Raw genomic sequence first — 18,638 nt, 5'->3', positions numbered from 1 at the left:
CATGAGCGATCAGTGGAAAAAATTCTGGGAAAATTATAGGGCAATTGAACCTACAAATGAAGATGATTTGTATTTTCAGGTAGGAAAAACAGCTAATCAGGCTCCTATTTCAAAAGAAGTTTTTGAGAATATTATTAATGATATTGTTGAAAAATTAGAATTAAATCATTCTGATATTCTCTTGGAAATGTGTTGTGGAAACGGCTTATTTACATTCCCATTATCTCAGATCGTAAAACACATTTATGCATTTGATTTTACAGAATCATTAATTGAAGCTGCTGTTAAATTTAAGTCAAATAAAAATATTGACTATGTTGTAGGAAACGGTAAGGAAGATTTCACAAAAATATTTAGCCAAGATCTGCCCACCATTCAGAAAGTATTAATGAATGATGCTACCGCGTATTTTTTGCCGGAAGATATAGAGAAAGTAATTGAAAGAGTTTCGGGAATTTCTGACGGATTTAGATTTTATCTTACCAATATTCCAAATGACGAAAACAAATGGAATTTCTATAATACCCCTGAAAGAAAGGCAAATTATGAAAAAGCTGTTCAATCCGGAGACATTTTCCTAAGTGGAATGGGAAGATGGTGGCAAAAATCTGAATTTGAAAATATTGCTCAAAAGCATAATTTAAAAATTCAGATTTTCGATCAAACCAATGAATATTCTTATCGTATGAGCGTTTTGCTTCATACTTAATTTTATTCCTAATTTCTGTACAAGGGGAAGAAATTATTCACTTTTCTCCAGATATCCACATACGCAACTAATTTGTCGTATTGCTCGGTATCGGTAATATGTTTCCAAACTGAAAACTGAAGCCTGTTTTTAGAAAAACCACATTTAAAAAGATATAAATTATCATTATCCCTTCCTGCGAATCCGCCTCCCAAGTGCAGAAATTCTAAGTTTCTGTCGATCGCTCTTTTCCTTGCTTCGTCAAGAATAAGTTTCATAGGTGCATCAGAAATATATTTTTCAGCAGTCGTTGCCAAATGATATTGCATCACATTTCCAACCACGGTAAAAATACCTCCTGCTGCATATTCTCCGTCTTTTTCTGCCATTAAAAGCATCACTTCATAATCGTCGTTATTCAAAAAACCGTGGAAATAATCTCTATTGTAATAATATCGTTCGAAAGCACGGACTTTTTCCATCGTTTTGTAATACATTTCAATGAAATTATCGATGTCTTTAGGATCTTTCGTTTCGATTATAGAATAGTTTTTCTCTCTTAAATAACGGATTTCATGTCTTGTAGATTTCCGATACTCCTTTACCTGATTTTCTCTTGGTTGAGCAACATCAATCACAACAGTTTTATTAATATCTGCAACCTCTCCCAAATCTTCAAAAAAGGAGCTGTAATCCACTAAAGGATGCAATCTTGAGAAAATAGAAACGACATAATTCTCATTACAAAATTTTGCAAATTCATCATGAAAAAACGCAAAATGTTCTTTCGATAAATCATTAAATTTCTTATTGGAAATTGGTCCACAATATCCATAAACAGAAGTAAGATCGAAGTAACCGGTATCTTCTATATTTCTTACTTTAAAAGGAAAAACGATAAGTTCATCATTAAACTCCGACACAAATAAGACAGACGGAAAAGAACTTTCTAAAGAATGATAGAAGTAGGTGTGGTAAATATCATAAAAAATACATTGCTTAATTGTTTTTTCCCAGGCCGGTTTGTCAGTAATTTCAATAGTGTAAAATAGTTTGTTAACATTCATATATTAAGGTAGTAAGTGTCTTTTTATTCCTTAAAAAAGGAAAGCTGATTGAAAATTTTCACTAGTCCGGCGAAACTCCCAATGCAAAGTAGACAACAGCAACCGTTCGGGCGAGAATTTCCCTAAACTGGTTTCTGTAGTAACTTTCCGGTTTTGTAACATCCTGTGCATCAAACCCCAAAGCATTCATGTTATTATTTCTTGCGAACAGCAAAGCGCGAAGATTGTGAAATCCTTGTGAAACGATGATCACATTATCTTTTTTGTAAACATCTTTACAGCGCAAAATACTTTTGTAAGTATTAAAACCTTTCGGATCTTCAACGATAATTTCCTCTGGTACACCTTCCTGATAAACCAAATAATTTTTCATGGCATTTGGCTCATTGTAACCTTTACTTTTTTCACCACTTACGATGATTTGCTTTATTTTTCCGTGATGATAAAGCAAAGCCGCCGCATCCATTCTTTTGGTAAAATACGGATTCGAAAGCCCCGATCTCATCTTCGGAGAAGTTCCCAAAACCAAAGCAATTTCCCTTGGCGGAATTTTTGAGATTTTGGTGTAAGTTCTACCGTCTGTAAGCGCGAAAACCCAGGCATTAGCAAGGCATATCAAGAGAATTCCAATTTCTATTGATATGAAAATTAAGTTAAATATGTTTTTTACGATCCTCAAGTTAAATCAAAATTAAGCTTTATTTTTTTGCTTTTTGCAATAGACATACAAGCTAAAATATGTCCTCTCTCCTCTTCTTTTTCCGTTAAATATTCATTTTCCAGCAGTTCGACTTCACCTTCTTCCAACACACATTCGCAGCTTCCGCAGATCCCGGATTTACAAGAGTAAGGTACAGGAAATTTCTGAATCAGCAATTGCTGTAAGATTTTTTCTTTATTGTCGGGCAATTGGGCATGGAAATTTTGTCCCAGCATCTTAAATTCAACATTTACATTTTCAATCAGAGGGAATTCAATTTCTACCGGATAAATATCGTCATTAAATTCTTCAAAAAGCTCAAAGTGAATATTTTTCTTAGGAATTCCGTGATGATAACATGCGTTTGCCAAATTTTTAATCATCTCTCCTTTCCCGCAAATTAAAACATCATCCACCGCATCCCAAATAGTAGATTCTTCATCAGTATCATCCAGATGTAGAATTTGATTAATGATTAACCCCAATTTCTTCTCATCCAATCTTCCGTAAAAGAAATTATTAGATTGTTTTTCTTGTGAAAAAAAGTAAAAAATCTGCAATCTGTCGTCATATATTCTTGCCAGATTATCCAACTGATCTCTGTAAATTAAATCTGCCGAACTTTTATTTCCAAAAAATAAAAATAATCTTGTTCTTGGTTCATTATGAAGAATATTTTTAAAATGACTTAAAATAGGTGTAATTCCTATTCCTGCTGCAAAGCCAACAATCGTTCTGAACTCATGAGGCTTTGAAACTAAAGTAAACCTTCCGCTGGGTTCACTTACCCATAATTCATCACCTTCGTTATAATTTTTGAATAATTCTGAAGTTGCTCCATCGGGAGAATTCACCTTTATTCCCAAAGATATTTTTTGCTCATACGGTGCTGAAGTCATTGAATAATCATTAATGACATCCTGCCCGTGAGATCGAAATTTTACGCTGACAAACTGCCCTGCATTAAATATGAAATTCTCCTTCAAATTCTCAGGAATTTCGAATTCCAGAGAAAAAGTATTTTTGGTCAGTTCTTCCTTTTTCGCTATTTTTAGGCGGTGAAACTGCGTCAGTTTCCCCTTATAGATTTGTTGTTCCATACTTCAATATCAAAAATAGAGAAAAAAATAATTATGAAGAAGATAATTTTATCCACGCTTGTTTTGTTTGCATTGTCGAGCTGCAAAAAAGAAAGTCAGAAAAATGACGACAACGTTGTAACCACAGACTCCACGGCAACTTCCGAACCCGTAGTTGCACCAGTTGCTTTAAAAGTTGTTACTCCTAAACAAACTTCTGAGTTTTTGGGTAAGAAAAATGATACGTTGTATGTAACTAACTTCTTCGCAACATGGTGTGGACCTTGCGTAAAAGAGATTCCTCATTTTAAGAATAAAATTCAGGAATTAAACGGGAAACCTGTAAAAATTACTTTTGTAAGTTTAGATCAAAAAGATGTCTGGAATTCTGATGTTCCTCGCTTTACGACAGAGCACGGGATTCAAGATCATACAGTTCTATTGGACGGACAACTTCTGGACGGAAACTTTTTCAAGAGTAATTTTAAACAATGGGACGGCGGTGCAATTCCGTTCACTTTCATGAGAAAAGGTGATAAAACCGATGAAACTCTGGGAATGATAAGCGAAGAACAGCTTAATGAAAAAATCAATTCTCTTTTAAAATAAAACTTAAAGACTTTTTATGTCAAATAAGTTTAAGATCCTGTGTTTGTTTTTATTAATCGCCATTATTTTAACTGCGATTATTAATCTGAACACAGGATTTTTAAGTTTAAAATTTCAGGATTTCTTTACAGAATCTACTAACAGTCAGATTGCTGAAATTCGTGTAAATCGTGTTTTGGTTATGCTTTTGGCGGGGATTTCCATTCCGACTTCCGGTTTTTTAATGCAGGAATATTTTCAGAATCCTTTGGCTGGACCCGATATTTTAGGAATTACTTCTGTCGCGAGTTTATCTGTTGCCTTTTATATTTTCTTTTCGTACGACATTTCGCTTCCGGATTTTCTCCAAAACAGCTTTTTAAGTTTATCTTCTATTATCGGAAGTTTACTTTTGATGTTGATTTTGCTTTCTATGTCTAATAAATTTCAGGATAAATCTTATTTAATCATATTTGGATTTTTGGTTTCAGCTTTTGCGGGAGCTATTGTTTCTTTGCTTCAGTTTTATGCTGAAAATCAAAGCCTTAAGAACTATATTTTGTGGTCTTTCGGAGCAAATAATATGGTGACGAGAAATCAGATTTATGTATTATCAACTTTAGTTTTTATTGGATTATTTGTCTGCTTTAAAACGATAAAACCGTTGATTGGAAATTCATTAGGAACTTCATACGCGCAAAGTCTGGGAGTAAATTTGAATAGGCTTAAACTATTTATTATTGTTGCTTCTTCTTTACTTTCGGCTTCGGTGACAGCGTTTTTGGGTCCAATTTTATTCATTGGAATTATTGTCCCGCATTTTTGCAGATTGATTTATAATCCCGCAAAACTTTGGCAGCAATGGATTTTAAATATGTTTTTGGGAATATTGATGATGCTTTTTTTCTCCATTATTGCAGAAAAATCTCAGATTCCTTTGAATGTGATAAGTTCCGTTTTTGGAATTCCTGTGATTTTGATGATGCTTTTAAGGCAGAATAAAGTATGAGTTGTTGGTTTTTCATAAAGGCACAAAGTTATTTTCTTTAAGTTTGTGTTTTAGGACGCAAGGATTTTATCTTCGATAAAATTTAAAACTACATATTTGCATTATTCAAATTAGTATAAAACACAACACAAATGACAGAAAATGAATTATCAAAAATAGTTTTTGAGACAGGATTAAAAATACACAAGAAACTCGGTGCAGGATTATTTGAACACGTTTATGAAGAATGTTTGTTCTATGAATTAACAAAACTCGGACTCTTTGTTGAAAAACAAAAGTTACTTCCAATTATTTATGAAGAATTAAAAATTGAAAACGCTTTCAGATTAGATATGATTGTAGAAAATAAATTAATCTTAGAAATTAAAACAGTTGATTACATTAATCCAACACATAAATCACAACTTCTAACTTATTTGAAAATGACAAATTGTAAATTAGGATTATTAATCAATTTTCAAAGTGATCTTTTCAAAAACGGGGTGACAAGAATGATAAATTTCGTATAAATAATCAACATTAAAATTTGACTTTGTCAAATTCTTTGTGCCTTAAAACAGTATTTTTGTAAAAAAACTTTGCGCCTTTGCGAAAACCAACAAAATGCACCTACAAATAAACAAAGCCAATATCGGCTACAGCAAAACCCTAATTTCAAATGCAACCGCTAATTTGAATTTAGGAGAAGTATGTCTGTTGATTGGTAACAATGGTGTAGGCAAAACAACGTTAATTAAATCTATTTTACATCAGATTCCTCTTTTAAGCGGAGAAATTTCTATCAATAATAAAAGTGTAAAAAATCTTTCCGTTAAGGAAATCGCAGAAAATATTGCAGTTGTTTTTTCAAAGTCAATTATTCCGCAGAATTATACGGTTGAAGACTTAATATCGCTGGGAAAATATATCTATTATCCTTTTTATTTTGAGCTTAAAAAAGAAGATAGAGACGAAGTTTCGCATATCATCGAAGAACTCGATTTAGTTCAATATAAAAATACTTTTCTTAAAAACCTTTCAGACGGTAATCTTCAAAAAGCTTTTATTGGAAGGGCTTTAACGCAGAACTCTCCTATCATTATTCTTGATGAACCAACCACACATTTAGATGAAAAAAATAAAATTATCATCTTAAAAACACTTCGGAAATTAGCTCAGGAACAAAACAAATTGATTTTATTTTCATCTCATGATTGGCGACTGGCAAAAGAATTTGCGGACAAAATCTGGTATGTGAAAGACAATCATCTATATTCAGGAATTGTTGAGGACATTTTAATTCAGCACACGGAGCTTACCAACGCTTATTTATTTCAAATCAATGAAAAATTTGTAGCTCCAAATATTATTGCGCCGGATTTCTATAAGGAAATGTTGTATTCTTTGCTTCAAAAAAATTTTCAAAAAGATCTTTCTGCCCTAAATTTTGAGTATCAAAACAACTTTTGGGTAATTTCTAATGATTCTTTAAAACAACAATGTGAATCTTTTGAAGAAATTGTTAATTTCGTGAAAATCATTTATTAATACCTCTTTTTTATTAAATATTTCATATACTATGCATGCATAGTATTATGCAAATCATACAATTTAATCATTTTATTATCAGTCTATTAACAAATTTTAACGTTAATAAATACTATGCATGCATAATATTTACTAAATTTGGGTAAAACCATTACAGCAAAATATGATGGATAATAATAAGGATAAAATAGAAAACGTAGATTTAATTTTAAAACAGACCTGGCTGGCTGTTTCAAAAATGTACACAGAATTGGCTCAGGAGCATGATTCTACGGCGGTACAAGCCCTTACTCTTCTTAAAATTGACCCGAAAGAAGGAACCAGAAGTACCAATTTGGGACCTAAAATGGCGATCGAACCAACTTCCCTCACAAGAATCATTAAACTTCTCGAAGACAACGGATATATCTATAAAGAAAAAACCACTACAGACAAACGTGAGGTGATTATTAAACTTACAGATAAAGGATTGAATTCCAGAAACATGTCTAAAGAAGTTGTCGTGAATTTCAACAAAAGAGTAATGGATAAAATAGCACCCGAAAAACTGGAAACTTTCAAAGAAGTGATGTGCGAAATCATGAAAATTGCGACGGATCTTAATAATAAAAAATAATATACAAATCAATAAATCAAATGAAAAGAAGAATCAAACACGTTACAGTTCTTGGTTCAGGAATTATGGGAAGCGGTATTGCAGCGCACTTTGCCAATATTGGCGTAGAAGTTTCGCTCTTGGATATTGTTCCTTTTGAACTCACTGAAGCAGAACAGAAAAAAGGTTTGACCAAAGATGACAAAGCGGTAAGAAACAGAATCGCTTCCGAAAACTTTGAAAAACTTAAAAAGGCAAGTCCGGCTCTACTCTATTCTCCAAAATTTGCAGATAGAATTAAGGTTGGAAATTTTGATGATGATTTACCCAAAATAAAAAATACAGACTGGATTATTGAAGTGGTGGTTGAAAGACTCGACATCAAAAAATCAGTTTACGAAAAAATCGAACAGTTCAGAAAACCGGGAACTTTAGTTTCTTCAAATACTTCAGGTATTCCAATTAATATGTTGGTGGAAGGAAGAAGCGACGATTTCAAACATTATTTTGCAGGAACACACTTCTTTAACCCTGTAAGATATCTTCCTCTTTTAGAGATTATTCCGACAAATGATACAAATCCGGAAATCATTGATTTCTATATGAATTACGGAGCAAAATTCTTAGGTAAAACAACCGTTTTAGCGAAAGATACTCCAGCGTTTATCGCGAACAGAATCGGAGTTTTCTCGATGATGGATTTGCTTCACAATGTTCAGAAATTAGGTTTAACCGTTTCTGAAGTTGATAAATTAACAGGTCCTGTAATTGGCCGTCCAAAATCTGCAACATTCAGAACTGCGGATGTTGTTGGTCTGGATACATTGGTGATGGTTGCAAACGGCGTTCGTCAAAGCGGTGCCGAAGCTAATGATTTCAATGATGTTTTTGCCCTACCTGATTATATCCAAAAAATGGTTGATAATAAATGGTTAGGTTCCAAAACAGAACAAGGTTTCTACAAAAAAGTGAAAAATGCAGAAGGAAAATCTGAAATTCATGGATTGAACCTTGATACTTTAGAATATGAACTTCAAGGAAAATCTTCTTTCCCGACTTTAGAATTAACTAAAAATATTGACAAGCCAATTGATAGATTTAAAGTTTTAATTGGCGGAAAAGATAAAGCCGGAGAATTGTACAGAAAATCTTTAGGAGCATTATTCGCGTATGTTTCGCATAAAGTTCCTGAAATTTCAGATGAAGTTTACAAAATCGACGATGCCATGAGAGCCGGTTTCGGTTGGGAAAACGGTCCGTTTGAAATCTGGGATGCTGTTGGAGTTCAAAAAGGTATTGAATTAGCGACAGAAGCTGGTTATCAGGTTTCAGATTGGGTTAAAAATGTAGAGACTTTCTATAAAGTTAATGATGAAGGACAAACTATTTATGTTGATAAAAACTCTGGTGAATACAACAAAATTCCGGGTCAGGATGCTTTCATTATTTTAGATAATATCAGAAAAAACAAAACACTTTGGAGCAATTCAGGTGCTGCAATTGAAGATTTAGGAGACGGAATTATCAACTTCGAGATTCGTTCTAAAATGAATTCTTTAGGAGGCGAAGTATTGGATGGATTGAACAGAGCAATTGATTTAGCTGAAAAAGAATATGATGGATTAGTTATCGGAAATCAAGGAACAAATTTCTCTGTCGGAGCGAATTTAGCAATGATTTTAATGATGGCAATCGAACAAGATTGGGATGATTTGAATATGGCAATTGCCTATTTCCAAAAATCGATGATGAGAGTTCGCTATTCTTCAATTCCTGTCGTAGTTGCTCCTCACGGAATGACACTTGGTGGTGGTTGTGAAATGACTATGCACGCCGACAGAGTGGTTGCAGCAGCAGAAACTTACATCGGCTTGGTTGAAACCGGAGTTGGTGTAATTCCCGGCGGCGGTGGTACGAAAGAATTGACACTGAGAACTTCAAGAGAATTCCATAACGATGATGTGAAAAACAACAGACTTCGCGAAGCTTTCATGAATATCGCAATGGGTAAAGTGGCAACTTCCGCTTACGAAGCCTACGATATGGGAATTCTTGAAAAAGGAAAAGACATCGTTTCTGTAAGCAAAAACAGACAGATTGCAGAAGCTAAAAAAGTTGCAAAACTATTAGCTGAGCAAGGCTACACGCAACCAATCGAACAGAAAGTAAAAGTTCTTGGTAAAGATGCATTGGGAATGTTCTATGTAGGAACCGACCAAATGTTAACCGGAAATTACATCTCTGAACACGACAAAAAAATTGCAGATAAATTGGCCAACGTGATGGTCGGCGGAAATCTTTCCGAACCTACAGTCGTTACGGAACAATATTTATTGAATCTTGAAAGAGAAACGTTCTTGCAACTTTGTGGAGAAAGAAAAACATTGGAGAGAATTCAGTATATGTTACAAAATGGGAAACCTTTGAGAAATTAATGGCGAGCTCCGTAGGAGCGAACTGTTAATAGCAGAATAATTTTAGAAAACATCGAGCCTCGTAGAGGCGACCTGTTAATTTTTATGGCAAATACATACACACAAATTTATATTCAAATTGTTTTCGCTGTCAAAGGCAGACAAAATCTGATTTCAAAAGAAAACAGAGAAGAATTACATAAATTTATTACAGGTATTATTTCTCATAGAAATCAAAAATTATTCGCAGTTTTTGCAATGCCGGATCATATACATATTCTTGTAAGTATGAGTCCAACAGTTTCAATTTCAGATTTAGTAAGAGATATTAAATCAGGTTCATCAAAATTCATTAATGAAAAAGGATGGATGAATGGAAAATTTAATTGGCAGGAAGGATACGGAGCTTTTTCTTATTCTAAAAGCAGTTTAGATTCTGTTGTTAAATATATTTTAAATCAAGAAGAACATCATAAAAAGAAAACATTTCAAGAAGAATATTTGGATTTTATGTCAAAATTTGAAATTGAATATGATCCGAAATATTTATTTGAGTGGATTTAAGATTAACAGGTCGCTCCTACGGAGCTCCGCACATATTGCAAAACAAAAAACCTATGAACAGTATACCTCTACGAGGCAAAACTCTCAAAACAATTTAATTAAACAAAAAATATGAAAACAGCATATATAGTAAAGGGTTTCAGAACTGCCGTTGGAAAAGCACCAAAAGGAAGTTTAAGATTTACAAGACCCGATGTAATGGCGGCAACCGTGATTGAAAAATTAATGGCTGAACTTCCGCAATTAGACAAAAACAGAATTGATGACCTTATCGTAGGAAACGCGATGCCAGAAGCTGAACAAGGCTTGAATGTGGCACGTTTGATTTCTTTGATGGGTTTAAATACAGACAAAGTTCCGGGAGTTACAGTTAATAGATATTGTGCATCCGGAAGTGAGGCGATTGCGATTGCATCTGCAAAAATTCAGGCTGGAATGGCTGATTGTATTATTGCAGGAGGAACAGAATCAATGTCTTACATTCCGATGGGTGGTTACAAACCGGTTCCTGAAACAGATATTGCCAAAACAAATCCTGATTATTATTGGGGAATGGGTTACACCGCAGAAGAAGTAGCAAAACAATACAAGATTACAAGAGAAGAACAGGATCAGTTTGCGTTTGAGTCTCACATGAAGGCTTTAAAAGCCAATCAGGAAGGAAAATTTGCCAACCAGATTGTTCCGATTCCTGTTGAATATAATTTCCTGGATGAAAACCAGAAAATGCAGACTAAAAAGTTTGATTTTTCAGTAGATGAAGGTCCAAGAGCAGATACTTCTTTAGCTGGTTTAGCTAAATTAAGACCAGTTTTTGCCAACGGAGGAAGTGTAACTGCCGGAAATTCATCTCAAATGAGTGACGGCGCCGCTTTCGTAATGGTGATGAGTGAAGAGATGGTAAAAGAATTAGGACTTGAACCGGAAGCTAGATTAGTCGCTTATGCAGCTGCAGGTCTTGAACCAAGAATCATGGGGATGGGACCGATTTATGCTATTCCAAAAGCTTTAAAACAGGCAGGTTTAGAATTAAAAGATATTGAATTAATCGAGTTAAACGAAGCATTCGCATCGCAATCCGTTGCGATTAAAAAAGAATTAGGTTTAAATCCTGATATTTTAAATGTAAATGGGGGTGCCATCGCTTTAGGTCACCCACTTGGATGTACAGGAACAAAATTAACGGTTCAACTTCTTGACGAAATGAGAAAACGTGGAAACAAATACGGAATGGTTTCTATGTGTGTGGGAACTGGACAGGGTGCAGCTTCAATTTTTGAATTACTTTAAAGACAAAAAGAGAATAGACTGATAGATAATAGATTAGAAACACACAAGAAAAAATGATGAATGATTTTAAAAGACACAATTTTAAAAAGCTTAAAATTTGGAAAATGGGTATGGAATTATCAAGAGGGACTTTAGATCTTACCGATACTTTTCCGGCTTATGAAAAATATGGTTTAAAAAGCCAAATGGATCGATGCTCAATTTCTATTCCTTTAAATATAGCTGAAGGTTCAAGCAGAACAAATAAGTCTTTTAGTCATTTTTTAGATATTTCTTTGGGTTCATCTTTTGAATTGCAAACTCAAATATTGTTAGCAAATCATAGAAAATATTTTTCTGATGAAAATTGCGAAGTGTTTGAAATAAAAATTGAAGAATTTCAAAGAGCAACAATAGTATTTCAGAATATGCTTAATAAGGACTAAAAGATAACAGACTGATAGAACATAGATAATAAATTAACTTTTAAAAGAGTGAAAAAGTCTATCCTCTATCCGTCTATTATCTAAAAGTCTCAAAAAAAAATAATAAGAAAAAAAATCAAATATTAAATGGGAAATATTGTAAAAGGTGGAGAATTCTTAATTAAAGAAATTCCTGCAAACGAAATTTTCAGTCTTGAAGAACTGAATGAAGAACAAAAAATGCTTCGCGATTCTGCGAAAGAATTTATAGATAGAGAAGTAATTCCACACCATGATCGTTTTGAGAAGAAAGATTATGCTTTAACAGAACAAACCATGCGTCAGCTTGGAGAAATGGGATTACTAGGAATCACAGTTCCTGAAGAATATGGTGGTCTTGGAATGGGATTCGTGAGCACAATGTTGGCTTGTGATTATGTTTCTGGAGGAAACGGTTCATTAGCAACGGCTTATGGAGCGCATACAGGAATCGGTACGCTTCCGACTCTACTTTACGGAAGTGAAGAATTAAAAAAGAAATATCTTCCGGATTTAGCGACAGGAACAAAATTCGGAGCCTATTGTTTGACTGAGCCGGATGCAGGTTCTGATGCCAATTCAGGAAAAACAAGAGCAAGATTGTCTGAGGATGGAAAACATTATATCATCAACGGACAAAAAATGTGGATCTCAAACGCAGGTTTTGCAGATACATTCACGTTGTTTGCTAAAATTGATGATGATAAAAACATCACAGGTTTTGTAATCAACCGTTCTGAATTGGAGAATCCAGAAAGTCTGACTTTCGGTGAAGAAGAGCACAAATTAGGTATTCGCTCGTCTTCTACCCGTCAGGTTTTCTTCAATGATATGAAAGTTCCTGTTGAGAATATGCTGGGTGAAAGAAACAACGGTTTCAAAATCGCTTTGAATGCATTAAATGTTGGTAGAATCAAGTTAGCTGCTGCAAACCTTGACGGGCAAAGAAGAATTTTAAACCACTCTATTCAATATTCAAATGAAAGAAAGCAGTTTGGAGTTTCTATCTCAACTTTTGGAGCGATCAGAAAGAAAATTGCTGAAATGTCAACGGGAGTTTTTGTAAGTGAAGCAGGATCTTATCGTTTAGCAAAAAATGTTGAAGATAAAATTGCAGAATTGGTTGCAGGAGGAATGGATCATCAACAAGCTGAACTAAAAGGTGTTGAAGAATTCGCTGTAGAAGCTTCAATTCTAAAAGTTTTTGTATCAGATCTTACTCAAAATACAGCAGACGAAGGAATCCAAATCTACGGTGGAATGGGATTCTCAGAAGACACACCGATGGAATCTGCATGGAGAGACGCTAGAATCGGTAGAATTTACGAAGGAACCAACGAAATCAACAGACTTTTGGCGGTTGGAATGTTGATTAAGAGAGCAATGAAGGGAGAATTAGATTTACTTTCTCCTGCAATGGCGATCAGCAAAGAGTTAATGGGAATTCCGTCATTCGAAGTTCCGGATTATTCTGAATTTATGAGTGAAGAAAAAGCAATTATTGCTAATCTTAAGAAAGTTTTCTTAATGGTTTCGGGTGCTGCCCTTCAAAAATATATGATGGATATTGAGAAACAGCAACATTTATTATTAAATGCTTCTGAAATTCTGAACCAAATCTATATGGCAGAATCTGCGGTTCTAAGAGCAGAAAAACATTTCTCTGCAGACTCTGTGGAAGCTGCAATGGCTCAGTTAAATCTATATAAAGCGGTTGAGAAAATCATTACTTCTGCAAAAGAAGGAATTGTTTCTTTCGCGGAAGGTGACGAACAGAGAATGATGCTTTCAGGATTAAGAAGATTTACAAAATATACCAATCATCCGAATGTTGTGGCATTAACAGAAAAAATAGCTGCTCATTTCATCCAAAAAGGACATTATTAATTAAATGTTTACACATAAAAAAACCGGAAGTAAATTCCGGTTTTTTTATGATATTAAAATTGTTTTTGACCAATTTCATTAATTTCGTTGAAGTTTCCTTTTGGATCTTCACCATACTGATTTCTTCCATGTGTTCCTTCAGTTGCATTTAAAATCAATAACCAAATCCCACCAATAATCGGAATTAAAGAAATTAATATAAACCATCCACTTTTATCAACATCATGTAATCTTCTGACAGATACAGCCAATCCAGGAATCAAAGTCGCGATAGCATAAAGGAAATAAATATACCCATAAGGTATTTCTGGTGTAAATTTTAATCCTAAGACATTATCCAAAATAATTGCAACAATTGCAAAGATTATGTTGAATAAAACATACATCCAATACTCCGTTCTTCTCGCTCTTCCGCTAAAATCTGCGTACTGTTTTAATACTTTTAAGTACCATTTCATAGTTTAGTTTTTTAATGTGAATTTCAAATGTAATGATTTTTATTTGATGATTTCAAATTATTTTTCTTGGATAGTAATAACTGAAGGATTTCAATTGTCCTATACATAGACTTTTTTAATTTTTATTTGAAGCTTAATCCCGCTTTCCATTGCAATCTTTTTTTTCAAAAAAGGATTTTCATTACAATCGGGGCTAGGAATTTGCGACCGCAAAAAATGAATGATCAATTAAATCATAAATTAACAGATAAAATTTTAAACCCTTTATAATTAGAAAAAAATTATTAATTTTAATAAAAAATTCACGATAATGAGACTATTGTTAGTAGCAATTACATTTATTTCAATCTCCGCTTCCGCTCAGGAAAAAGAGAAAAAAAAATTAATTCCAAGATCTGATACAACTAAGCTTTTCAAATTAGATTCTAAGAAAATACAACCTCCGCAGAGATCAGATCAACAAAAAAGCCTTTACAAAATGCCAAATGCCACACCTAGAGATACTGCGATTTATTCGAGAATCAGAAGCAAGAAAAGAGATACAACAGATTATAAAATGCTTAATTCAACTCCTCCGGAAAAATCAAAAAACACGGAGAAAACTACAAAATAAAAAACTTAAACCAGAAACTCAAAATATTTATAAACTATGGGAAAATTTATTATCTCCAAAAGAAACGATGGCGATTTTCAATTTAATTTAAAAGCGGGAAACGGACAGGTAATTCTTACAAGTCAAGGATATAGCTCCAAACCTTCGTGCGAAAACGGAATAGAATCGGTGAGAAAAAATGCTCAGGACGATTCGAAATTTGAAAGGAACAAAGCCAAAGACAACCGAAGTTATTTTAATCTGAAAGCAGCAAACGGACAAGTCATCGGAAGCAGCCAAATGTACGAATCTGAAAACGGCATGGAAAACGGCATCGATTCTGTGAAAACGAATGCTCCTCATGCCAGTGTAGAAGATGAAACAATTTCTTAATACAAAGATTTAAAATAAAATTTTACTAAATGCTTCAAAATTTTGAAGCATTTTTTATTTTTGTAGTCTACTTTACATAAAATGACAAAAGACGAAATGCTCCACCGAGCAATAAAAATAGCCGATAAGGCACATAAAGGTCAAACCGACAAATACCACGCTCCGTATATCGCACACGTAATGCGCGTGATGGAATATGGTAAAACCATGGACGAAAAAATCGTTGGCGTTCTGCATGATGTTGTAGAAGATAATCTTGAAGAGTTCAGTTTAGATTATTTACGAGGTCAGGGTTTTCCCGAGTACATTATTTTCGCGATCAGTTGCCTTACAAAATTCGATCCTGATGAAAATTACGATGATTTTGTAAAAAGAACAGAAAGATCACCTCTTGCTGTAGCTGTAAAGCTAAATGATCTTCGCGACAACATGGATTTGAGAAGGGTAAACCGAGAACTTACACCAAAAGATATTAAAAGATTTAATAAATATTTAAAAGCTTATCATTATCTGATTGATAAATATTAAAGACAAAATGACTAATAACCTACCCCCTATTTCATCAGCTTACCGATCTAAGCTGATTTCTGCAATTGCTTCTGTTTCGATATTTTTTGTAGTATATTTTATATTAATTTTAATTTCTCTCCTCATGCTCTTTTTATTGGGGTATGGAGCGATAAAAATAGTATCAATTAATGTAAATTATTTTACCGGAGCAATAGCATTAGGAATGGTAGGAATCGGTGTTTTGGTATTTTATTTTTTGATTAAATTTATTTTCATCAAAAGCAATTACAGCAACAGGCATTTAATTGAAATTGATGAAAAAAATCAGCCGGAACTCTTTGCTATTATCAATGAAATTGTTGCAGAAACAAAAGTTAAGAAACCCGGAAAAGTTTTTCTTTCTCCGGAAGTTAACGCAAGTGTAAGTTACAATTCCCTTTTCTGGAGTATGTTTTTGCCCGTTAAAAAGAATCTTACCATCGGAATGGGATTAATTAATTCTACAACGGTTGGTGAGCTTAAAAGCGTTCTTGCTCACGAATTTGGGCATTTCTCGCAACGAAGTATGAAAATCGGAGGATATGTAAATCAGGCAGAAAAAATTATTTTCGATACGGTTTACAATAATCAGGATTTTGAAAACTCGATTAAAAATGGTTCGGGACATTGGGTGTTCCAGCTTACAGGAATTATTGCTGTAGGATTTATCAGTGTTTTTCAATCTATTTTAAAACTTTTTTCTGATTTCTTGTTCAAAAATAATGCGTCTTTAAGAAGAGAAATGGAATTTCATGCTGATGCAGTGGCAACGTATGTTACCAATCCAAAAGAACAGGCAACTTCTTTGTTAAGACTTGATTTAAGCAGTGCTGCATTCAACAGTTCATTTATGTTTTATGCAGAAAGTGACAACAAATATCTTCCTGAAAATCTTTTCGAAAATCAGACTATTTTAATGAAAGTTTTCAGCGAAAGAAACAATCACTCTTATGAAAATAATCTTCCAAAGGTTGATTTGGATGATCTTACACGTTATAATAAAACAAAAATTAAGATTGAAGATCAATGGTCTTTCCATCCTGAAACAGATCAGAGAGTTGAAACAATTTGGAAAAATCAAACCAAAAACCGTCCGGAAAATAATGAACTGGCAAAAAATATTATTCGTGGATTTGATGAGATTTGTAAGGCTTTGACAAGTAAATATTTAACCTTATACAGCATTAAAAATATCGGAGAGGTTGTGGAAGACAATGAAAAATTTTTAGAGCTTTATAATGAAAAATATCCTTACAACAGCATTTTTACAGATTTTAACGGATATTACGAAAGACATAATCCCGTTTTGGAAAATGTTGAGGAATTAATTAACATTGAAAAATCTACAGAAAATGATTTCTTTAATGATAAAAAAGTTTCGTTAACTCATGAAAAAGTAGGCATTGAAAGTGATCTTTATACATTAAAACATCTTGTCGCAAATCCGAAAATAATTAAAACATTCAAATGCGATGGAAGACTATATAAAGCAAATGAAGCTAAAATATTAATTCCGAGATTTACGAAAGATTTAGAAAATATTCAATCCGAGATTAAGGAAAATGATAAAAATATTTTTCAGCATTTTTATCAGAAAGCCGATGAAAGCGACAAAAAAGTTCTAATTGGAAAATATAAAACGTTTGCAAAATTGGATCGTGAATATGATATATTTCAAAATTCAATCAATAATTTCATTCCTCATTTGCAGTTTATGATGGTAACTTTGCCTGTTGAAGAAATTCGTAAACACAGAGCCAACTTACTTAAAAATGAAAAGCCTTTTAAAGATATCATAAAACATTTTGTTGAAGAATCTGGTTATAAAGACTTTTTATCAATCGAAAACAAAAAATTGCTGAAAGATTTTATAAACTCAGAATATATTTATTTTAATAATGATAAATACATTCAAACTGAAGTAGATGCAGTGTATTCTTTAATTAATGAATACCAAACAATTCTTAACAAAATATATTCTGATTATAAAATTCAACTTATAGATTTCCAAGCGGATTTGGATAAAGCATCCTAATCCGCTCCCGGATAGTCAAATGTTTTCACAGGATGATTTGTCCCGTCGATATTGATGTTTAAAGCAACGTACAGAAAATGAAAATTCTGGTTGTTGGTTGCATTAAATTCTCTCTGCCAAAGATATCCTGCTGCAACTCCGATACTGTTATCGATCTGATAACCGCCTCCTGCATATACTCTGTTTCTTGCAAACGTAGGTTTCATCGGGGTTACAAGGAAAATTTCGTCATAAACGTTTGCGAAAATCGTACCTTTTTTTACTTCTTTTGAATTCAATGGAACACTTACATTCAAACGGTAACGGTAACGCATTCTTTCTGAATTTTTATCTGTCTGTGGTTCGTAAAACCAGCTTTTTTCAACACGTAAACGGTTTTCAAATTTTACGATCCCTTTTTTAACATCAATTACATCTTGCAGCCAAACTCTGAATTCCTCTTTATTGATGGCATGTTCTTTATACGTTGCATATCTTCCCAAACCAATAAAAGGCTTGTGATTTTTTGTAAGATAATACCCCAATCCTCCCTTTATTTCGTAATAATCTGGGTAAGTAAACTTATCGATGCTTCTCATCTGACCTTCCGCGTAAAGGAAAAATTTCGGGTGAAACTTGTAAGTTAAAGTTAATGCTCCAAATCCGGAAATATGTTCCTGAGCTTTAATAAATGTAAGACTTAAAAATAAACTAAGACCTAGAAAAAGTTTCATCTTTGAAAAAAATTTTTGCAAATGTAATTGAATTAACAATTTCGTAA

20 protein-coding genes are annotated in these 18,638 nt (G+C 33.3%); 15 read left to right on the top strand and 5 right to left on the bottom strand.

Features of this window, described 5'->3' with window-relative positions; genetic code table 11:
- Window position 1: 1 nt before the first annotated feature.
- On the top strand, window positions 2–709 hold the full coding sequence (locus ACKX2A_RS01105) for a class I SAM-dependent methyltransferase (RefSeq protein ID WP_415327180.1): 708 nt from the start codon (window positions 2–4) through the stop codon (window positions 707–709).
- Window positions 710–717: 8 nt separating this feature from the next.
- Here the strand turns inward: ACKX2A_RS01105 and ACKX2A_RS01100 are convergent, their stop codons facing one another.
- From ACKX2A_RS01100 to ACKX2A_RS01090, 3 genes are all read right to left on the bottom strand, one after another.
- The gene (locus ACKX2A_RS01100; RefSeq protein ID WP_415327179.1) at window positions 718–1,755 is read right to left on the bottom strand and encodes a GNAT family N-acetyltransferase; all 1,038 of its coding nucleotides are present in this window, start codon (window positions 1,753–1,755) and stop codon (window positions 718–720) included.
- Between the two features lie 61 nt (window positions 1,756–1,816).
- Window positions 1,817–2,434 carry a SanA/YdcF family protein gene (locus tag ACKX2A_RS01095; RefSeq protein WP_415327178.1) on the bottom strand — a complete coding sequence of 206 codons (618 nt, stop codon included), beginning with the start codon at window positions 2,432–2,434 and terminating at the stop codon, window positions 1,817–1,819.
- Window positions 2,431–3,555: a 2Fe-2S iron-sulfur cluster-binding protein gene (locus ACKX2A_RS01090; protein WP_415327177.1), complete on the bottom strand. Its 1,125-nt coding sequence runs from the start codon at window positions 3,553–3,555 to the stop codon at window positions 2,431–2,433. Before ACKX2A_RS01090 ends, ACKX2A_RS01095 begins: the two co-directional genes overlap by 4 nt.
- Before the next feature lie 33 nt (window positions 3,556–3,588).
- On the opposite strand from ACKX2A_RS01090, the gene ACKX2A_RS01085 reads away from it, so the two are divergent.
- The 10 genes from ACKX2A_RS01085 to ACKX2A_RS01040 all read left to right on the top strand — a co-directional run bounded on the left by ACKX2A_RS01085 (window position 3,589) and on the right by ACKX2A_RS01040 (window position 13,851).
- Window positions 3,589–4,143, top strand: a complete 555-nt coding sequence (locus ACKX2A_RS01085) for a TlpA family protein disulfide reductase (RefSeq protein WP_415327176.1) — start codon at window positions 3,589–3,591, stop codon at window positions 4,141–4,143.
- Between the two features lie 16 nt (window positions 4,144–4,159).
- Window positions 4,160–5,131 (top strand): FecCD family ABC transporter permease, encoded by a 972-nt coding sequence (locus tag ACKX2A_RS01080; protein WP_415327175.1) that lies wholly within the window; start codon window positions 4,160–4,162, stop codon window positions 5,129–5,131.
- Between the two features lie 131 nt (window positions 5,132–5,262).
- Window positions 5,263–5,640 (top strand): GxxExxY protein, encoded by a 378-nt coding sequence (locus ACKX2A_RS01075; RefSeq protein ID WP_415327174.1) that lies wholly within the window; start codon window positions 5,263–5,265, stop codon window positions 5,638–5,640.
- 94 nt (window positions 5,641–5,734) lie between these two features.
- Window positions 5,735–6,658 (top strand): ABC transporter ATP-binding protein, encoded by a 924-nt coding sequence (locus tag ACKX2A_RS01070; protein WP_415327173.1) that lies wholly within the window; start codon window positions 5,735–5,737, stop codon window positions 6,656–6,658.
- Between the two features lie 166 nt (window positions 6,659–6,824).
- On the top strand, window positions 6,825–7,274 hold the full coding sequence (locus tag ACKX2A_RS01065) for a MarR family winged helix-turn-helix transcriptional regulator (protein ID WP_415329518.1): 450 nt from the start codon (window positions 6,825–6,827) through the stop codon (window positions 7,272–7,274).
- Window positions 7,275–7,294: 20 nt separating this feature from the next.
- Window positions 7,295–9,688 (top strand): 3-hydroxyacyl-CoA dehydrogenase/enoyl-CoA hydratase family protein, encoded by a 2,394-nt coding sequence (locus tag ACKX2A_RS01060; RefSeq protein ID WP_415327172.1) that lies wholly within the window; start codon window positions 7,295–7,297, stop codon window positions 9,686–9,688.
- An 84-nt stretch (window positions 9,689–9,772) separates the two neighbouring features.
- On the top strand, window positions 9,773–10,231 hold the full coding sequence (tnpA, locus tag ACKX2A_RS01055; protein ID WP_415327171.1) for an IS200/IS605 family transposase: 459 nt from the start codon (window positions 9,773–9,775) through the stop codon (window positions 10,229–10,231).
- Between the two features lie 111 nt (window positions 10,232–10,342).
- On the top strand, window positions 10,343–11,521 hold the full coding sequence (locus tag ACKX2A_RS01050; RefSeq protein ID WP_415327170.1) for an acetyl-CoA C-acyltransferase: 1,179 nt from the start codon (window positions 10,343–10,345) through the stop codon (window positions 11,519–11,521).
- A gap of 56 nt (window positions 11,522–11,577) precedes the next feature.
- On the top strand, window positions 11,578–11,946 hold the full coding sequence (locus ACKX2A_RS01045; RefSeq protein WP_415329517.1) for a four helix bundle protein: 369 nt from the start codon (window positions 11,578–11,580) through the stop codon (window positions 11,944–11,946).
- A 126-nt stretch (window positions 11,947–12,072) separates the two neighbouring features.
- Complete coding sequence (locus ACKX2A_RS01040) at window positions 12,073–13,851, top strand: acyl-CoA dehydrogenase family protein (RefSeq protein WP_415327169.1); 1,779 nt, start codon at window positions 12,073–12,075, stop codon at window positions 13,849–13,851.
- A gap of 53 nt (window positions 13,852–13,904) precedes the next feature.
- On the opposite strand, the gene ACKX2A_RS01035 is transcribed toward ACKX2A_RS01040, so the two are convergent.
- Window positions 13,905–14,309: a DUF805 domain-containing protein gene (locus ACKX2A_RS01035; protein WP_415327168.1), complete on the bottom strand. Its 405-nt coding sequence runs from the start codon at window positions 14,307–14,309 to the stop codon at window positions 13,905–13,907.
- 310 nt (window positions 14,310–14,619) lie between these two features.
- Here ACKX2A_RS01035 and ACKX2A_RS01030 point away from each other — a divergent pair, with 310 nt between their 5' ends.
- The 4 genes from ACKX2A_RS01030 to ACKX2A_RS01015 all read left to right on the top strand — a co-directional run bounded on the left by ACKX2A_RS01030 (window position 14,620) and on the right by ACKX2A_RS01015 (window position 17,878).
- A complete protein-coding gene (locus tag ACKX2A_RS01030; RefSeq protein WP_415327167.1) occupies window positions 14,620–14,922 on the top strand; it encodes a hypothetical protein in 303 nt (100 codons plus the stop codon).
- Between the two features lie 36 nt (window positions 14,923–14,958).
- A complete protein-coding gene (locus ACKX2A_RS01025; RefSeq protein WP_415327166.1) occupies window positions 14,959–15,294 on the top strand; it encodes a YegP family protein in 336 nt (111 codons plus the stop codon).
- Window positions 15,295–15,375: 81 nt separating this feature from the next.
- On the top strand, window positions 15,376–15,822 hold the full coding sequence (locus tag ACKX2A_RS01020) for a phosphohydrolase (RefSeq protein ID WP_415327165.1): 447 nt from the start codon (window positions 15,376–15,378) through the stop codon (window positions 15,820–15,822).
- A gap of 7 nt (window positions 15,823–15,829) precedes the next feature.
- Window positions 15,830–17,878 (top strand): M48 family metallopeptidase, encoded by a 2,049-nt coding sequence (locus ACKX2A_RS01015; RefSeq protein ID WP_415327164.1) that lies wholly within the window; start codon window positions 15,830–15,832, stop codon window positions 17,876–17,878.
- On the opposite strand, the gene ACKX2A_RS01010 is transcribed toward ACKX2A_RS01015, so the two are convergent.
- A complete protein-coding gene (locus tag ACKX2A_RS01010) occupies window positions 17,875–18,591 on the bottom strand; it encodes a DUF2490 domain-containing protein (RefSeq protein WP_415327163.1) in 717 nt (238 codons plus the stop codon). The genes ACKX2A_RS01015 and ACKX2A_RS01010 overlap by 4 nt on opposite strands.
- Between the last annotated feature and the right edge of the window lie 47 nt (window positions 18,592–18,638).

Source organism: Chryseobacterium sp. MMS23-Vi53 (genome assembly GCF_047651245.1).
Classification (GTDB): Bacteria; Bacteroidota; Bacteroidia; order Flavobacteriales; family Weeksellaceae; genus Chryseobacterium.
Note: the sequence above shows the minus strand (reverse complement) of the source record. Positions and strands in the feature narration are given on the sequence as shown.